General features: G+C 67.7%; 12 protein-coding genes. 6 read left to right on the top strand and 6 right to left on the bottom strand.

The window, feature by feature from the left end:
- Positions 1-184: 184 nt before the first annotated feature.
- Positions 185-1,534, top strand: coding sequence for a TAXI family TRAP transporter solute-binding subunit (locus F3J20_RS07180; protein ID WP_167282774.1), 1,350 nt, complete (start codon positions 185-187; stop codon positions 1,532-1,534).
- Positions 1,535-1,646: 112 nt separating this feature from the next.
- Here the strand turns inward: F3J20_RS07180 and F3J20_RS07175 are convergent, their stop codons facing one another.
- From F3J20_RS07175 to F3J20_RS07165, 3 genes are all read right to left on the bottom strand, one after another.
- Positions 1,647-2,504 carry a ProQ/FinO family protein gene (locus F3J20_RS07175; protein WP_167282772.1) on the bottom strand — a complete coding sequence of 286 codons (858 nt, stop codon included), beginning with the start codon at positions 2,502-2,504 and terminating at the stop codon, positions 1,647-1,649.
- 110 nt (positions 2,505-2,614) lie between these two features.
- Positions 2,615-3,979: an ATP-binding protein gene (locus F3J20_RS07170; protein ID WP_167282770.1), complete on the bottom strand. Its 1,365-nt coding sequence runs from the start codon at positions 3,977-3,979 to the stop codon at positions 2,615-2,617.
- 8 nt (positions 3,980-3,987) lie between these two features.
- Positions 3,988-4,650, bottom strand: a complete 663-nt coding sequence (locus tag F3J20_RS07165; protein WP_167038100.1) for a response regulator — start codon at positions 4,648-4,650, stop codon at positions 3,988-3,990.
- Between the two features lie 326 nt (positions 4,651-4,976).
- On the opposite strand from F3J20_RS07165, the gene F3J20_RS07160 reads away from it, so the two are divergent.
- The 3 genes from F3J20_RS07160 to F3J20_RS07150 are packed head-to-tail and all read left to right on the top strand — an operon-like array spanning position 4,977 to position 10,565.
- The gene (locus F3J20_RS07160; RefSeq protein ID WP_240162724.1) at positions 4,977-6,368 is read left to right on the top strand and encodes a TolC family protein; all 1,392 of its coding nucleotides are present in this window, start codon (positions 4,977-4,979) and stop codon (positions 6,366-6,368) included.
- Positions 6,358-7,509, top strand: coding sequence for an efflux RND transporter periplasmic adaptor subunit (locus F3J20_RS07155; protein WP_167282766.1), 1,152 nt, complete (start codon positions 6,358-6,360; stop codon positions 7,507-7,509). The genes F3J20_RS07160 and F3J20_RS07155 overlap by 11 nt, the downstream gene beginning before the upstream one ends.
- Positions 7,506-10,565 carry an efflux RND transporter permease subunit gene (locus F3J20_RS07150; protein WP_167282764.1) on the top strand — a complete coding sequence of 1,020 codons (3,060 nt, stop codon included), beginning with the start codon at positions 7,506-7,508 and terminating at the stop codon, positions 10,563-10,565. Before F3J20_RS07155 ends, F3J20_RS07150 begins: the two co-directional genes overlap by 4 nt.
- 194 nt (positions 10,566-10,759) lie before the next feature.
- On the opposite strand, the gene hpnK is transcribed toward F3J20_RS07150, so the two are convergent.
- Genes hpnK through F3J20_RS07135 form a run of 3 tightly spaced genes read right to left on the bottom strand, consistent with a single transcriptional unit; the run spans position 10,760 to position 13,304 of the window.
- Complete coding sequence (hpnK, locus tag F3J20_RS07145) at positions 10,760-11,578, bottom strand: hopanoid biosynthesis-associated protein HpnK (protein ID WP_167038092.1); 819 nt, start codon at positions 11,576-11,578, stop codon at positions 10,760-10,762.
- Positions 11,568-12,944: a bacteriohopanetetrol glucosamine biosynthesis glycosyltransferase HpnI gene (hpnI, locus tag F3J20_RS07140; protein WP_167282762.1), complete on the bottom strand. Its 1,377-nt coding sequence runs from the start codon at positions 12,942-12,944 to the stop codon at positions 11,568-11,570. The genes hpnK and hpnI overlap by 11 nt, the downstream gene beginning before the upstream one ends.
- A 12-nt stretch (positions 12,945-12,956) precedes the next feature.
- On the bottom strand, positions 12,957-13,304 hold the full coding sequence (locus F3J20_RS07135) for a hypothetical protein (RefSeq protein ID WP_167282760.1): 348 nt from the start codon (positions 13,302-13,304) through the stop codon (positions 12,957-12,959).
- A gap of 364 nt (positions 13,305-13,668) precedes the next feature.
- Between F3J20_RS07135 and F3J20_RS07130 the strand changes: the two genes are divergently transcribed.
- Together F3J20_RS07130 and F3J20_RS07125 are read left to right on the top strand one after the other, a co-directional pair.
- The gene (locus F3J20_RS07130) at positions 13,669-14,328 is read left to right on the top strand and encodes a response regulator transcription factor (protein WP_167038086.1); all 660 of its coding nucleotides are present in this window, start codon (positions 13,669-13,671) and stop codon (positions 14,326-14,328) included.
- The gene (locus tag F3J20_RS07125) at positions 14,325-15,728 is read left to right on the top strand and encodes an ATP-binding protein (RefSeq protein ID WP_167282758.1); all 1,404 of its coding nucleotides are present in this window, start codon (positions 14,325-14,327) and stop codon (positions 15,726-15,728) included. The genes F3J20_RS07130 and F3J20_RS07125 overlap by 4 nt, the downstream gene beginning before the upstream one ends.
- The last annotated feature ends 17 nt before the right edge of the window (positions 15,729-15,745 follow it).

Below are 15,745 nucleotides of genomic sequence, written 5' to 3'. Positions count from 1 at the left end.
CGATCGATAGACCGCGAGATGCGCGAAATTATGCCATGCAAGCCCCGCGGCTCGTCCGCGCGCCGGCCTCGTCGCCTAAGCGCCACCGACGCGCCCGGGCGCGGTCAATAGAGCAAACTGCCGACGGCAAACCCGCCGCGCACAGGCGACAATGCCTGATCCCGGCTTCCGGCACGGAGTGTTCATGAAAGCGCAGCGCCCGCGTCCCTTGCCTCTGCCTCGCGAATCCACGCGTGCCGAATGGCGCCACCACGTGATGCCCTACTTCCTGACGGCGCTCGCGATCACGCTGGTGGTCGTGCTGATCGTCTGGATCGCGAACCCGGCGCCGCCGCGCACGATCACGATCAGCGCCGGCCCGCGCGACAGCTCGTTCATCGTCACCGCGAACCAGTACCGCAAGATCCTCGCGCGCAACGGCATCCACCTGAACGTGCTCGAATCGGAAGGCTCCGTGCAGAACCTGCAACGGCTGCTCGATCCAAAACAGCACGTCGATCTCGCGTTCGTGCAGGGCGGCGTCGCCGAGGGCGTCGATACGTCGTCGCTGGTGTCGCTCGGCAGCCTGTTCTATGTCCCGGTCGTCGTGTTCTATCGCGGCACGGGTTTGACGCAGCTCTCGCAGCTCGAAGGCAAAAAGATCGCGGTGGGCCGCGAGGGCAGCGGCACGCGGCTGCTCGCGCTGCAACTGCTCGCGGCCAACGGCATCGAACCCGGCGGCACGACCACGCTGGTGCCGAGCGACGGCCTGCAGGCCGCCACGCAACTGGTCGCGGGCAAGGTCGACGCGGCGATCCTCAGCGGCGATTCCGCGACGCGCGGGCTGATGCTGCGCCTGCTCAAGGTGCCCGGCATTTCGGTGATGAATTTCGACGAAGCGGCCGCCTATACGCGCCTCTTCCCGTTTCTCGACCAGATCGAATTGCCGCCCGGCGTGCTCGATCTGAAGCGGCGCATTCCGCCCGAGACCGTATATCTGGTCAGCCCGACCGTCGAACTCGTCGCGCGCAGCACGCTGCATCCGGCGATCTCCGATCTGCTTATCGAGGCGGCGCAGGAAGTGCATGGCCAGGCGGGGCTCCTGCAGCACGCGGGGCAGTTTCCGAATCCGGTCGCGCACGAGTATCAGATCAGCGACGACGCACTGCGCTACTACCGGACCGGCAAGGGCTTCCTGTACCGCACGCTGCCGTTCTGGATCGCCAGCATCGGCGACCGCACGCTCGTGCTGCTGCTACCGGTCGCGGTGCTGCTCCTGCCCGCGATGCGGGTGGTTCCGGCGCTCTACCGCTGGCGCGTGCGCTCGCGCATCTATCGCTACTACGGGGTGCTGATCGCGATCGAACGGCATGCGCTCGCCGGGGCCACCGAAGAAGAGCGCGCCCATCTTCTCGCGCGCCTCGATCAGATCGAGGCGGCGCTGAACCGCCTGCGCATGCCGCTGGCGTACGCGGATGCGTTTTACGTACTGCGCGAACATGTGGGCTTCGTGCGCAGCCGGTTGTCGGCGGCGCGGCCCGTGATGGAGGCCTGAGGGGGCCTTTTAAGTCTGAAAGTGCCGGGGGCAGTGCGTCGAAGCGGTGCCCTGACATGGGCACCTTGCCGTTCATGCGTGAAGCGGTGCCCTGCAACGGGCCCCTCGCGGTTTATGCCTCCGAGGGCGGTACCGCCGGGGTATCGGCTTGCGTGCTTGCCGGCGCGGCTTGCTCACCGCCGGCTTGCGCGGCAGGCTGCGAACCGGCTTGCAGGCTGGTTTGATCGGCCTCGGCCGCCGCTACGGCATGGGCCTCGACCGGCGCGCTCGCCGGTTCGGCCACGGCGTCGCCGTTTGCAGCCGCCGCCGCTGCTTCGGCCTGCGGCTTGCCGGCCGCCGCATCCTGCGTGCCCGCGGCGGCATTCGCGGTTGCCGCCGCTTTCTGCGCACCCTTGGCCGCGCGATGCGCGAGCAGACGCTGCGCGCCCGCGGCTTCCTGCGCCGTGACCTTGCCGGCCTCGGTGCCCGTCAGATCGACGCGCGCGGCGCCTTCCACGAGGCTCTTCCAGTAGCGGCCGCCACGGCACCACGTCTTGATCGCGTCGCGCAGTTCGGCTTCGGTCAGCGACAGGTCTTTCGCATGCACCACGAGGTCTTCGAAAATGCCGATTTTCAGCGGCAACTTCGGCGCCGGGTTCTTCGGGAATGCCACGGGGAAGCGTTTTTGCAGACGCCCGATCGAGCGGACCACCGGGTCCACCGGTTTCGCATCCGCCACCGGCCTCGTCTGGGCCGCGCCGCGCGATTGCGGCTGGGCTTGCGGCGGGCGCGCGGGCCGCGCGCCCGGCTTCGCATCCGGACGGGAACCGGGCTTGGCGCCCGGCTTCGAACCGGACCGCGCATCCGGCTTGGCGGCGGACTTCGAAGCGGGCCGCGCAGCCGATTTGCGATCGGGCTTGCCGCCCGACTCGGCGGCCGCACGTGCCGCCGCCAGTTGCTTCTTCAGTTCAGCGAGTTGTTCGAAACCCATAATGCACAACCAATCCGTCGATCTGTAAAAACGCGATTGTAGCAGCGTGCGCAAACGCCCTCGTGACAACCCTCAGCGGCATATGGATGGGCGCATGAGTGGGCGCACCGTCAGCTCGCGGCGGGCAGCGGCGCTTCGGCATCGTGCGCGCGCAGACCCGACACCGCGACGCTCAAACCGGGCCGCCCGGAATTGTTGCGCAGCGACAGCGACAGCCGGTGGCGACCGGCGATCCGCGAGACGATCGCGAGCCCGAGCCCGCTGCCCTCGCCCTTCGATTCCGTACCGCGATAGAAGCGGTCGAACACGCGTTCGAGTTCCGCCTCGGGAATGCCCGAGCCGCTATCGACCACTTCGCAGCCGACCTGCTCGCCGGCGCGCCGGAGAATCACGTCGACGCGTCCGCCGGCCGGCGTATGGCGGATCGCGTTATTGACCAGGTTGCCGAGCAGCACACTCATGCCGTGCGGCTCGGCGAGCACCGTATACGCGTCGTTCGGCGTGCGTGCGCCTTCGCATTCGAGCCCGAGATCGATCTCGTGCAGCTCCGCGAGCAGCGAAAAGTCGCTGACCGCCTGCTCGCCGATGCGCCGCAGGCTGACCGGCACCATCGACGCGACCGGCTGCGCGTCTTCGTGCGCGAGCGTCAACAGTTGCTGCACGAGGTGAATGATGCGGTTCACGCGCTGCTCGACGCGCTCGAGCGCGTGGCCTTCGCCCTTCAAGGTGCCGTCGCGCGAGGCCGCCTGCAATTGCAGCTTCAGCGCCGCGAGCGGCGAGCGCAGTTCGTGCGCGGCGTCGGCGATGAAGGTGCGCTGCGCCTGCGACGCCGTATGCAGCCGTTGCAGCAGATCGTTGAGCGCTTCGACGAGCGGCCTGATTTCGACCGGCACGCTGCCGTCCAGACGCAACGGTTCGAGCGAATCGATCGAGCGCGTGGCGAGCGCGCGCGACAGGCCGCCGATCGGCCCGAGCCCGCGCGCCACCACCAGCAGCACCAGCACGATCGTCACCGGCAGCAGTACGCCGAGCGGCCACAGCGTGTGCAGCGCGAGCTGCAGCGCGAGATCCTCGCGTACCGAAACCGGCTGCGCGACCTGCACGTAGCGGTCGTTCTGGTCGACGCCGAAGGTGCGCCACTGGTTATCGCCGTGCCGCACGGTGTTGAAGCCCGGCGGCAGGCGTTCGAGCACCGGCGCCTGCGCGGAGTGGTAAATCAGCTGGCCGCCGCGCTCCCAGATTTCGATGACGATGCGGTCGTCGGCGAGATCGCCGAGATCGGGTTCGCGCTGCTTGCCGAGCGCGACGCCGCGCAGGTTCGACGGCAACGACAGCGCGACGGTGCGCAGCTCGTAGTCGAACAGCTCGCTCGCCTCGCCCCGCGCGGTGTGAAAGATCGCGAAGGCCGCGACGACCGAGGTCGCCGCCATGCCGAAGATAAGCCAGCCGAGCAGCCAGCGGCGAATCGACGTCATGCGCGATGTCATGCGCATCGCTTCAGGCGGTAGCCGACGCCCCGCACGGTGACGACCTGGTCCGCGCCGATCTTGCGCCGCAGGCTGTGCACATGCACTTCGATCGTGTTGCTGCCGACTTCCTCGCCCCAGCCGTAGAGCTTTTCTTCGAGTTCGGCCTTCGTGAACACGCGCGTGGGTTCCTCGATTAGCGCCTGCAGCAGCGCGAATTCGCGCGGCACGAGCGGCACCGGCTCGCCGTTCTTCGCGACTTCGTGCGCGGCGGGATCGAGCGTGAGTTCGCCGTGCGCATAGACCGGCTGCTTCTGGCCGGTGCGCCGCCGCAGCAGCGCGCGGATGCGCGCGGCCAGTTCGTCGAGATCGAACGGCTTGATGAGATAGTCGTCGGCGCCGGCGTCGAGACCGCGAATGCGTTCGTCGATCGCGTCGCGCGCGGTCAGGATGATGACCGGCGCGGCACCGCCATTGCGGCGATAGGCGTTGAGCACGTCGATGCCGTCTTTCTTCGGCAGGCCGAGATCGAGCAGCACGAGGTCGTACACGCCGTTATCCAGCGACAGTTCGGCCGCGCGGCCGTCCTCGGCCCAGTCGATCGCATAGCCGGCGCGGCGCATCGCGCCGAGCACCGTTTCCGCGATCATCTCGTCGTCTTCGACCAATAGCAGGCGCATGGCCTCTCCTTCGTGCGGTGTGGGCCGCGGCATTATCGAATGCAGCAGCTTAACGGTTCCTTATAGGACTCCGATGAGATCGTCGGCGTGCCGCGGCGCCTGGCGGTTGCGCCCGCAACGTCGTGCATCGAGGCACGTTAAGCATGTCTTAAGCGCCCTTTGAGCAGAATCGGCTTCCATTTCGTGGCATCCGTTCGTGATTGTTCGTGATGGCCCCGACCTCTTTCAGGAGCCGGATTTTGCCTGTTTTTCACGCTACGGCGGCGGCTTTTGCAGCGCCCGCATCGGCGCCGACAGCTTCGGCGTCCCGCCGCTGCCCTCGCCCCTTGCGCCAGCTGCGCCTGCTCGCGCCGCTGTGCGCGCTGCTGTTCGGCGGCTGCGCGATCTACCATCGCGAACCGCTCGCGCCGCAAGACACCTCGACATCGACGCGCTCGCTCGAACGCATCCGCATCGATCCGGCGACGATGCCGCTGCCCGAACTGGCCGCGCATCGCTTCGACCCCTCGGACGGGCTCGATATCGACGAAGTCGCGATGCTCGCAGTCGCCAACAATCCCGATCTCAAGCTCGCCCGCGACGATCTCGGCATCGCGCGCGCACAGGCCTATTCGGCGGGACTGCTGCCCGATCCGCAACTGAGCATATCGAGCGATTACCCGGGTGCGGCCGGCACCACGCGCGCGTTCAATTATGGCCTGAGCATCGACGTGATGGCGATCGTGCTGCGCAGCGCGAATAAACAGTCCGCCGACGCGACGCTCGCGAAGACCGATCTCGGCCTGCTGTGGCAGGAGTGGCAGGTCGTCGCGCAGGCACGGCAGTTGTTCATCAAGACGCGTTTCCAGCAGGACACGCTGCCGCTGCTGCGCGAACAGCGCGATCTCGCGCGCACGCGCTACGAGCGCATGGCCGAGGCGCGCCGCGACGGCAATCTGACCGACGACGTGCTGAGCGCCGCGCTGCTCGCCTACGGCGACGCGCGCAAGCAATACACCGACGCCGAACGCGCGGCCGCGCAAACGCATCACGACCTGAACGCGCTGCTCGGCCTCGCGCCCGACGTGCAGGTGCAATTGCAAACGCAACCAGGCGACGGCGACATCACGCCGCTCGCGGACGACACGCTCGACGCGGCGCTCGCGAGACTCGCGCAGCGCCGCCCCGATCTGATCGCGCTGCAAGCCGGCTACGAAGCCCAGGAGCAGAAATATTGCGCAGCGATTCTGAGCCAGTTCCCGAGCCTGTCGGTCGGCTTCGTGCGCGCGCGCGACACTTCGAACATCTACACGAGCGGCTTCCAGATCAACCTGAGCCTGCCGATCTTCAACCGCAACCAGGGCAACGTCGCGATCGAAAAAGCCACACGTGCGCGGCTGCGCGACGAATACCAGACGCGCCTGAACGAGGCCTACGCGGACGTCGCGCATCTGCGCGAGGACAGCGCGATTCTCGCGCGGCAGTTGCAGCAGACCGAGTCCGCGCTGCCCGACGTCGAGCACGCCGCCCGGCAGGCGGCCGCGGCCTACGCCGATCACGACCTCGCGCTCGGTGCCTACACCGATGCGCAAAGCGCCGCGCTCACGAAACGTATCGACGTCGCGACGCTGCGCGAATCGCTCGCCGAACAACGTGTCGGTTTGCAGGCGCTGCTCGGCAGCGCGATTCCCGATGCCTTCTCATCCGCCCAGACATTCATCGACACTCATGCGAAATAGCCTGTTTTCAACGTTGCGGTCGTGGCCGCGCGCCGTCGCCACCGCGGCCACGGTGGCCGTCGCGGCGCCGCTCGCCTGCGCCGTGCTGTGGTACGCCTCCGCGCCTGCGGCTCATGCAGCCGACAGCAGCACCGCCGAGCCGCAACCGTCGGTGGCCGTTCAGACCGTGCGCGTGCAGCGCGCCGAAATCGCGCAACCGGTGCGCGGCTTCGGCGTCGTTGCCACCTCCGCGTCGAGCGTCACGACGATCAACCTGCCCTACCTCGCGCGCATCGTGCAGATGCGCGTGCAGGCCGGCCAGAGCGTCAGACGCGGCACGCCGCTGTTCGTCGTGCAGGCCGACCCCGCCGCCGTGCTGGCCGCCACCCAGGCGACGAGTGCGCTGACGCTCGCACAGGGCGAGCTCGCACGCACGCAATCGCTCTACGACAAGGGGCTTGCCACGCGCTCGCAACTCGCGAGCGCGAGCAAAGCCGCCGACGACGCGCGGCAGGCGCTCGCCGCGCAGCATCAAACCGGCGTCGCGAGCGGCGACAAGACCGTGAACGCGCCGTTCGACGGCGTAGTGCTGCAACTATCCGCGGCGCAAGGCGACCAAGTGCAGGCCGGCGCGGCGATCCTGCAACTCGCGAGCGGTCGCGCCGGCGATACGCAAACCGCCCGCGCGAACCTCACGCTCGGCGTCGAACCCGCCGACGCGGGCGCGATCCATCCCGGCGACACCGTGACCTTGCGCGGCCTCTCCGCCGCGCTCGCGCAGACCACGGCCACGGGCCGCGTTGTCTTCGTCGGCGCCGCGATCGACCCGCAATCGCAACTGGTCAATATCGGCGCGGACGTGCCGCTCGCGCAGACGCCGTTCATCCCCGGCACGCGCGTCGCCGCCGATGTCGCGACGCGCGCCGGCACGCACTGGATCGTGCCGCGCGCGGCCGTGCTGAAGGATCGCCACGGCGCGTACGTGTTCCAGATCACGCCGCAACACAAGGCCCGCCGCGTCGCGGTGACGATCGTGGTCGAAAACGGCGCGAATTATGGCGTGGACGGCTCGCTCGACGCCGCGCTCGGGCTCGTCGTCAGCGGCAACTACGAGTTGACGGACGGCATGGCGGTGCGCACTGGGGGAGACGCGTCGCGATGAACTTCGGCCAATGGATGCAGACGCATCGCCGCTCGCTCCTCTTCGTGATCGCGCTGCTCGCGATCGCGGGTGCGCTCGCCGCGTTCCGTCTGCCGATCTCGCTGTTTCCGAACGTCTCGTTTCCGCGCGCGGTCGTCTCGCTCGATGCGGGCGACCGCCCCGCCGAGCAGATGGCGACGCTCGTCACGATGCCGGTCGAGGAAGCGCTGCGGCGCGTGCCGAACGTGCGCGACGTCGATTCGACGACGAGCCGCGGCGCCGCGGAAATCTCGCTGAACTTCGACTGGGGCACCGACATGGCGCAGGCGACCTTGCAGGCGCAATCGGCGATCAGCGAAATTCTCGCGACGCTGCCGCCCGGCACGACGATGCAGGTGCGGCGCATGGACCCGACCGTGTTTCCGGTGCTCGCGTACAGCCTGACCTCGACGCAGCAGTCGCTCTCGGCGCTGCGCGATCTCGCGCAGTTCCAGATGCGTCCGCTGCTGTCGTCGGTGGAAGGCGTGGCGCGCGTCGAGGTGACCGGCGGCGCGCAGGACGAATTCGAAGTCGCGGTCGATCCCGTGCGCCTCGCCGCCTACAAGCTGTCGCTCGCGGACGTCTCGAAGGCGATCGGCGCAAGCAACGTGCTGATGGCGAACGGCCGCATCGAGGATCACGACAAGCTCTACCTCGTCGTCAGCAACACGACGATCACGCAGCTCGACGAACTGCGCAACGTCGTGGTCTCCGCGAACGGCAATGCAAACGGCGCACAGATCCGCCTCGGCGACGTCGCCACCGTGCGCGCCGGCGTCGTGCCGCAATGGATGCGCGTCACCGCCGACGGCCAGGACGCGGTGCTGCTCAACATCTATCAGCAGCCCGGCGCGAACAGCGTCGCGATGGCGCGCGCGATCCGCGCGAAGCTCGCCGCGTTCGGGCCGCAGATGCCCGCAAGCGTGCATCTGTCGAACTGGTACGACCAGAGCGAACTGGTGATCGCCTCGGCCACCAGCGTGCGCGACGCGATCCTGATCGGCATCGTGCTGGCGGCGCTGACCTTGTTCGTCTTCCTGCGCAACGGGAAGATCACCGCGATCGCGGTCGCGCTGGTGCCGGTCGTGATGGCCGCGACGATCCTGCTGCTCGACGTGTTCGGCATGGGCTTCAACATCATGACGCTAGGCGGCATGGCCGCCGCGGTCGGCCTCGTGATCGACGACGCCATCGTGATGATCGAGCACATCGTGCGGCGCATGCGCGAGGCCGGCGCGCACGCGTTTCATGGCCGCGTGATGGCCGCGGCGCTCGAATTCACGCGGCCGCTCGCGGGTTCGTCGGCGGCGACATTGATTATCTTCGTGCCGCTCGCGTTTCTGTCGGGCGTGACGGGCGCGTTTTTCAAGGCACTGTCGGTGACGATGGCAAGCGCCCTGTTCATTTCGTTTCTCGTCACCTGGCTCGCGGTGCCGATTCTGTGCGACCACTGGCTCAAGCCCGAAGACGCCGAGGAGCATGCGGAAACACGCCTCGCCGCGTGGCTGAACCGGCGCTATGCGGCGCTGGTCGGGCGCGTGATCGCACGGCCGCCGCTCGTGCTGCTCGGCGTGCTGCCGCTCGTCGTGGTGGCCGCGTTCGCGTTCACGCGCGTCGGCAGCGGCTTCATGCCAAGCATGGACGAAGGCGGCTTCGTGCTTGACTATCACACGCAGCCGGGCACCTCGATCACCGAAACGGACCGGCTCATGAAGCAGATCGAGCAGATCATCCGCGCGAATCCGAACGTCGCGACCTACTCGCGCCGCACCGGCGCGGGTCTCGGCGGCGATCTGAACGAACCGAACAAGGGCGACTTCTTCGTGCGGCTCAAGTCGGGCAAACGCGAGCCGATCGAGACCGTGATGGAAGAAATCCGCGCGCGGGTCGAAACGCAGGTGCCGGGCGTCAACATCGAACTCGCACAACTGATGGAAGACCTGATCGGCGACCTGACGGCCGTGCCGCAGCCGGTGCAGATCAAGATCTTCTCCGACGACACCAACACGCTGCAGGCCACCGCGCGCAAGGTCGCGGCGCGTATCGGCCAGATTCAGGGCATCGTCGACGTCGACGACGGCATCAACCCGGCCGGCGATGCGCTCGAGCTGCATATCCTGCCCGCTGCCGCGGCGGCCGAGGGCATGGACCCGCAAGCGATCGCGCAGGCCGTCACCGACATGCTCGAAGGCAATGTCGCGACGCAGTTCCAGAGCGGCCCGAAAACGGTCGGCGTGCGGGTGCGCGTGAGCGGCGCGCGCGAACTCACCGATACGCAACTGGGCCAGTTACAGATTCGCGCGCCCGACGGGCATCTGTTTGCGCTCAAGCGCGTCGCCGATCGCGTGACCGTCACGGGCCAGCCTGAAATCAGCCGCTCGAATCTGAAGCGCATGGTCGCGGTGACCGCGCGCATCGACGGCCGCGATCTCGGCTCGACGATCGCCGACGTGCAGAAGGCGCTCGGCGACGCGAACCTGCTGCCGGCCGGCGTCTACTACGAACTGGGCGGCCTGTATCAGCAACAGCAGATCGCGTTCAAGGGGCTCCTGACCGTGTTCGGCGCCGCGCTCGCGCTCGTGTTCGGCCTGCTGCTGTTTCTCTACGAGCGCCTGCGCGTCGCGCTCGCGGTGCTGGCGATGCCGCTGCTCGCGGCGGGCGCGGTGTTCATCGGCCTGTGGGTCACCGGCATCGAGCTGAACATCTCGGCGATGATGGGGATGACGATGATCGTCGGCATCGTCACCGAGGTCGCGATCTTCTACGTGTCGGAATTGCAGGCGCTGGTGCGCGACGAGGAGATGCCGTTTCACGAAGCGCTGCAGAGCGCCGGCCGCAATCGGCTGCGCCCGATCGCGATGACGACGATTGCCGCGATTCTCGCGCTGCTGCCGCTCGCATTTGCCTTGGGGCAAGGCTCGGCGATGCAGCAGCCGCTCGCGGTCGCGATCATTTCCGGGCTGATCGTGCAGTTGCCGCTCGTGCTGTTGCTGTTGCCGGCGCTGTTGAGGCTGCTGATGAAGAAGCAGACGGTGTGAGGTGTCGCCGGGTGACGCGGCGCGCCGGGTTCATTCGTGCCGGGCGTGCCGTGCTACGAGCCGTACCTGCTGACCTGGCTGCTGCCGTGCCGTGCGTTGATATCGCGCCGGAGTCGCGCGGCATCCGCATCGAATCCGCGCCACGACGCTTCATGGCCGCTTCATTGCCACCTCATCGCCACCCCATCGACGCGTCAGGCGAGCACGTCCGCAAAGCCGCCGACCGGCGCGCCAAGCGCACGAATCGCGGCGGCCACCCGCGGCGACAGCAGTGCGTGCAATTCGTCGGCATGACGGTAGTCGTGCATGCCGGCGCTCAGCGCCTCGCCTTCGACCGCCGGGTGGCAGTAGATCTCGCCGACGCCATGCGGCAGATCGGCGAGCGCGGCAAGCCATGCCGCTTCGTCCATCCGGCCGCTCGCCGCGATCCCGACCACGTAGTCGTTATGCGCGATGCCGGCTCGTTCGAGACGCCTCTTCACCTGCGCGATCCACGGCCGCAGCCACAGCGGCGCATTGGCCTCGAACGGCAGGCGCATCGCCTTCATGCCGTAGTCGCGGCCGATCTCGAGAATCAGGCCGAGCACGGTCGGATGCAGATGAAAATGCTTGTGCGTGTTGACGTGATCGAGCGTGAGCCCGCTCGCGGCGAAGGCCTCGAACTGCGCGCGGATTTCGCGCGCGAGTTGTCTGCGCACGTGCGGCAGAAAGAAAAACCGCACACCGTCGCGCACCATGTTGCTGCCGAAGCGACCGTGTTCGTCGAGCAACGCGGCGATCTCCGCGCGCGGCGCGAGCGCGGCGCCGTCGGCGAGCACCAGATGCAGACCCACGCGCAACTGCGGCAATCTGCGCGCACGCTCGATCGCATCGCTCGCGGCCGGCGCGCCGACCATCAGGCTCGCCGCGCGCAGCACACCGTCGCGATGCGCGCGCTCGACCGCGCAGTTCACGCGCGGGTGCAAGCCGAAATCGTCGGCGGTCACGATCAGGCCGCGTGGCTTAGCCGCCATCCGAGGGCTCCATGGCGGGAAGCCGTCCGCCGCGCTCGGCAGCCGGCGTTTCGAGTCCCATGCGCGCGCCGCGCCACACGACGTGCGAGCCGAACGCGCTGACGAGCCATTGCAGCGCGAGCAGGGTGTCGCGCAGCGGCACGAGCGGCAGATCGCGCCAGAAGGTGCGCTCGCGCCGCGCGGCACGCAGATGCAGCAGCAAACGCGCCCCCAGGCACACCACGCTCGCCGTCGCGCTCGCAACCACGGCGTACTGCGATGCGAACGGCGTGTGCACGCAGGCGTGGGCGGCGAACGTCGCGCTCAGCCATGCGCTCGTCAGGAGCCACGGCGTCGGAAACGTAATCAGCAACGACATGAAACCGGGCGGATTCACCGAGCGGATCGTGCGCAGCCAGCGCGTTTCACGTTGCCAGAGCGCGGCGAAGGTCGGCTCGATCACGTCGGTCGCGACCACCACATGCGAGAGCACTGTTTGCAGACCGAGTGCGCGCACGTGCTCGGCGAGCCAGTAGTCGTCGGCGAGACAGTTCTTCAGCGCGTCGAAGCCGCCGATGCGTTCGAGCGTCGCGCGCCGCAGCGCGAGCGTCGCGCCGAAGCCGAAACGGCGCGAGCCCAACGCATGCGCGACGCGCACCGACGGCGCGAACCACTCGTTGATGAAAAGCGCGCCCACGCGCGGCCAGAAACCGCCGACCCCGCGCGCAACGTAAAGACAGGTGACGACGCCGACGCCCGGGTCCGCGAGCGGCGCGGCCACGCTGTCGAGATAATCGGCGTCGACGGCGATGTCGCTATCGGCGATCACGATCACGTCGTGCCGCGCGCGCTCCGCCATGTTGATGAGATTGCTGACCTTCAGGTTGCTGCCATGCACGCGCGTGTCGATCGCGAGTTCGATGTCGTGCCGCGGATAAGCGGCCTGCAAGCGGCGCACGACCGCAATCGCGGGATCGTGCGGCGACGACACGCCGAGCACCAGCTGAAAATGCCCGTGCCGCTGCTCACAAAACGTGCGCAGATTTTCGTAGAGACGCGGTTCGGCGCCGCACAGCGGCTTCAGTACGCTGACGCCGACCTGCGCGAAATGACGGGGCGGCGGCTCGACGCACGAGCTGTTCGGGGTATGAGCGGTGTATGCAGTATCGGTGCCGCCAGCATGAGCAAGCGCCGCGCCGGCCGCGCTTCGATCATCGCCACGGGCAGCGGATCGACGGGCCCATCGATGCGCGAACCACTTCGGCGCCTCGTCGCGCCGCACGCCGAAAAACGGCATCGCGACGGCGGCCACCACCGTGTACAGCGTTGCGCCGATACAGCCTGCCAGCAGGACCCATTGGCATGCATTCAGCACCTGCGCCACCATCGCCCGTGCCCGTCAGTGCCCGGCCAGCACGAACGCCTGCCCGGTCAGGCGCAGATGAAGCACGACGAGCCAGCGCCGCGGACAGCCGGCGGCAATCGCAACCGGCGATGCATGGCGGCCCGCCGTCGCGTAATCGTGCTTCACCGCGAATTCGAACGCGACCTGCGCGAATTCGCGTGCGACCACCACGCCGCCGACGATCAGCGCGAGCGCGAACAGACGGAACGACATGGAAGCGAAAAAGGTGTGGGATACAGGCAGCATCGGCAGCGTGACGCACAGCAGCGTGTCGGCGCCCATGGCCGTGACCGAGGCGACCAGCAGATGGGCTCGCAGCATGTCGATGGTGGCTGGCTTCATAACGTGCCTTGTGCGTGGCCTTGCGGCCTGAACGGATGCGCGGCGTCATCGGCGGGGGCTGCTCGAACACGTTGATCGACGCCCCGATCGGCCTGAAATATCTACCGCGTCAATCAATCGAAGTCCTTGCGATAAGTTTTCGACAATCTGACAACCCGATGGTCTCGCGCGCATCTCGCAACCCGCGGCGACCATCCATAAATAGCGCGTCGATGGTATCGATTCAAGCTGAAGGATACCTTAAGCAAACCTATGGTATGAAGTAGCTGACGAACGGCATCGTCCCACCAGGATGCCGCGCCCCGGCGCTTGCACAAGCCGCCGGGAGTTATGCAATAAACCTGAAAAACGGAATCTCTGCCCCATGCGTGTACTCCTCGTAGAAGACGACGAGCTCATCGGCTGCGGTGTCGAAGCCGGTCTGCGCCAGGCCGGCTTCACGGTCGACTGGGCCTGCGACGGCCACAAGGCCAGCCTCGCGCTCGACACCACCCGTTATGCATTGATCGTCCTCGATCTCGGCCTGCCGCGCGTGAGCGGCATGGAACTGCTCAAGCGGCTGCGCGACGCCGGCAACGACGTGCCGGTGCTCGTGCTGACCGCGAAAGGCAGCGTGATCGAGCGCGTCGGCGGTCTCGAAGCGGGCGCCGACGATTATCTCGGCAAGCCCTTCGATCTCACCGAGCTGATCGCGCGTTGCCGGGCCCTGCTGCGCCGCGCACAAGGTCGCAGTATCGATCTGATTCGTTACCAGAATCTGACAGTGAACCCCGCCGCGCAAACGGTGGAGATCGACGAGACGCGCGTGCCGCTCACCTCGCGCGAATGGGCCATCCTGCTGCAATTGCTGACCCATCTCGGCATTCCGCAGTCGCGCTCGCAACTCGAGGAAAGCCTGTACGGCTGGCAGGAAGAAATCGAAAGCAATGCGATCGAGGTCCACGTGTCGAACCTGCGCAAGAAACTCGGCGCGGGCCTCATCAAGACCGTGCGCAATATCGGCTATGTGATGGAGAAGCCGTGATGGGCCCGTCGATTCGCCGGCGTCTCGTGCTGCTGGTGCTCGCGAGCATCGCGCTCGTGTGGGGCATCGCGCTCGTCTCGAGCTACCGGCAGGCGTCGCGCGAAGTCGGCGAATGGGAAGAGGCGCGTCTCGCGGAACTGGCGCAGATTCTCGCGCTGCTCGACTCGACCAACCTGAGCACGCTCGCCAATGCGCGCATCGACGTGCGCGAAGAGGAAAAAGGCGGCGAGCCCGGCGCAAGCCTGCTCGACGACGACGACACGCTGCCGCGCGACGCCCTCTTCCAGGTGCGCGAGACTAACGGCGAGGTTCTCGCGGGCAGCCCGCAACTACACGCGCTCGCCGCCTGGGACTTGCCGCTGCCCGCCGCGAGCGGCGCGCAGGACATCGTGCTGGGCGGCCAGCTTTATCACTCGTTCACGCTGCGCGACACGACGCTCGGCCATAGCGTGCGCGTATTCGAGCCGGCCAATACGCGCAGCGACCTCGTGAGCGGAGTCGCGAGCCGCATCGCGCGGCCCACGCTGATCGCGCTGCCGGTGCTCGCGCTGCTCGTGTGGATCAGCATCGGCTTCAGTCTCGCGCCGCTGAAAATCCTCTCGGTGGCGATCCGTTCGCGCGACATCAACCGCATGGAGCCGGTCGGCATCGGCCGCACGCCGATCGAGGTGCGCCCGCTCGTCGACGCGATCAACCAGATGCTGTCGCGGCTGCACCATTCGCTCGAACGCGAACGCGCGTTTACCGCCGATGCCGCGCACGAACTGAAGACGCCGCTTGCCGCGATCAAGGTGCAGGCCCAGGTCGCGCTCGCCGAACCGGACGTCGCCTTGCAGCGGCTCGCGATGAAGCGCGTCGTGCAAGGCGTCGATCGCAGCGCGCGGCTTGCCGAGCAGTTGTTGCTGCTCGCGCGCCTCGACGCGCAGGAGAAGTTGCCGACCGAGCCACTCAAGCCCGCGACGATCGCCAGAACCACGCTGCTCGCGAATCTGCGCAACGCGCAGCAGAAACACATCGACGTGATGCTGACCGGCGACCTGCTCGCGGAGATCGACGCGGAGCCGGTGCTGATCGGTATCCTGCTCGACAATCTGCTCGATAACGCGATCAAGTACGGGCGCGCGGGCGGCACGGTCGAAGTGGCCGTGCAGCATGCCGACGAGCGTGTGCAGGTGTGCGTGCGCGACGACGGCCCAGGTGTCGCGCCCGACGATCTCGCGCGGCTCACGAGCCGTTTTTTCCGCGCGCCCGGCAATCAGGCGACGGGCAGCGGGCTGGGCCTGTCGATCGTCGCGCGGATCGCCGAGCACTTCGGCGCGAGCCTGCAACTGGGCGCGGGTATCGGCGAGCGCGGGTTGGCGGTGAAGGTGTCGTTTCCGGCTTACGGGGCGACGCGCTGAAGCACGCCGCACTGAAG

This window comes from Paraburkholderia sp. Cy-641, assembly GCF_011752945.1.
Classification (GTDB): Bacteria; Pseudomonadota; Gammaproteobacteria; order Burkholderiales; family Burkholderiaceae; genus Paraburkholderia.
The sequence above is the reverse complement of the archived record's forward strand: the minus strand, read 5'-3'. Positions and strand labels throughout refer to the sequence as shown.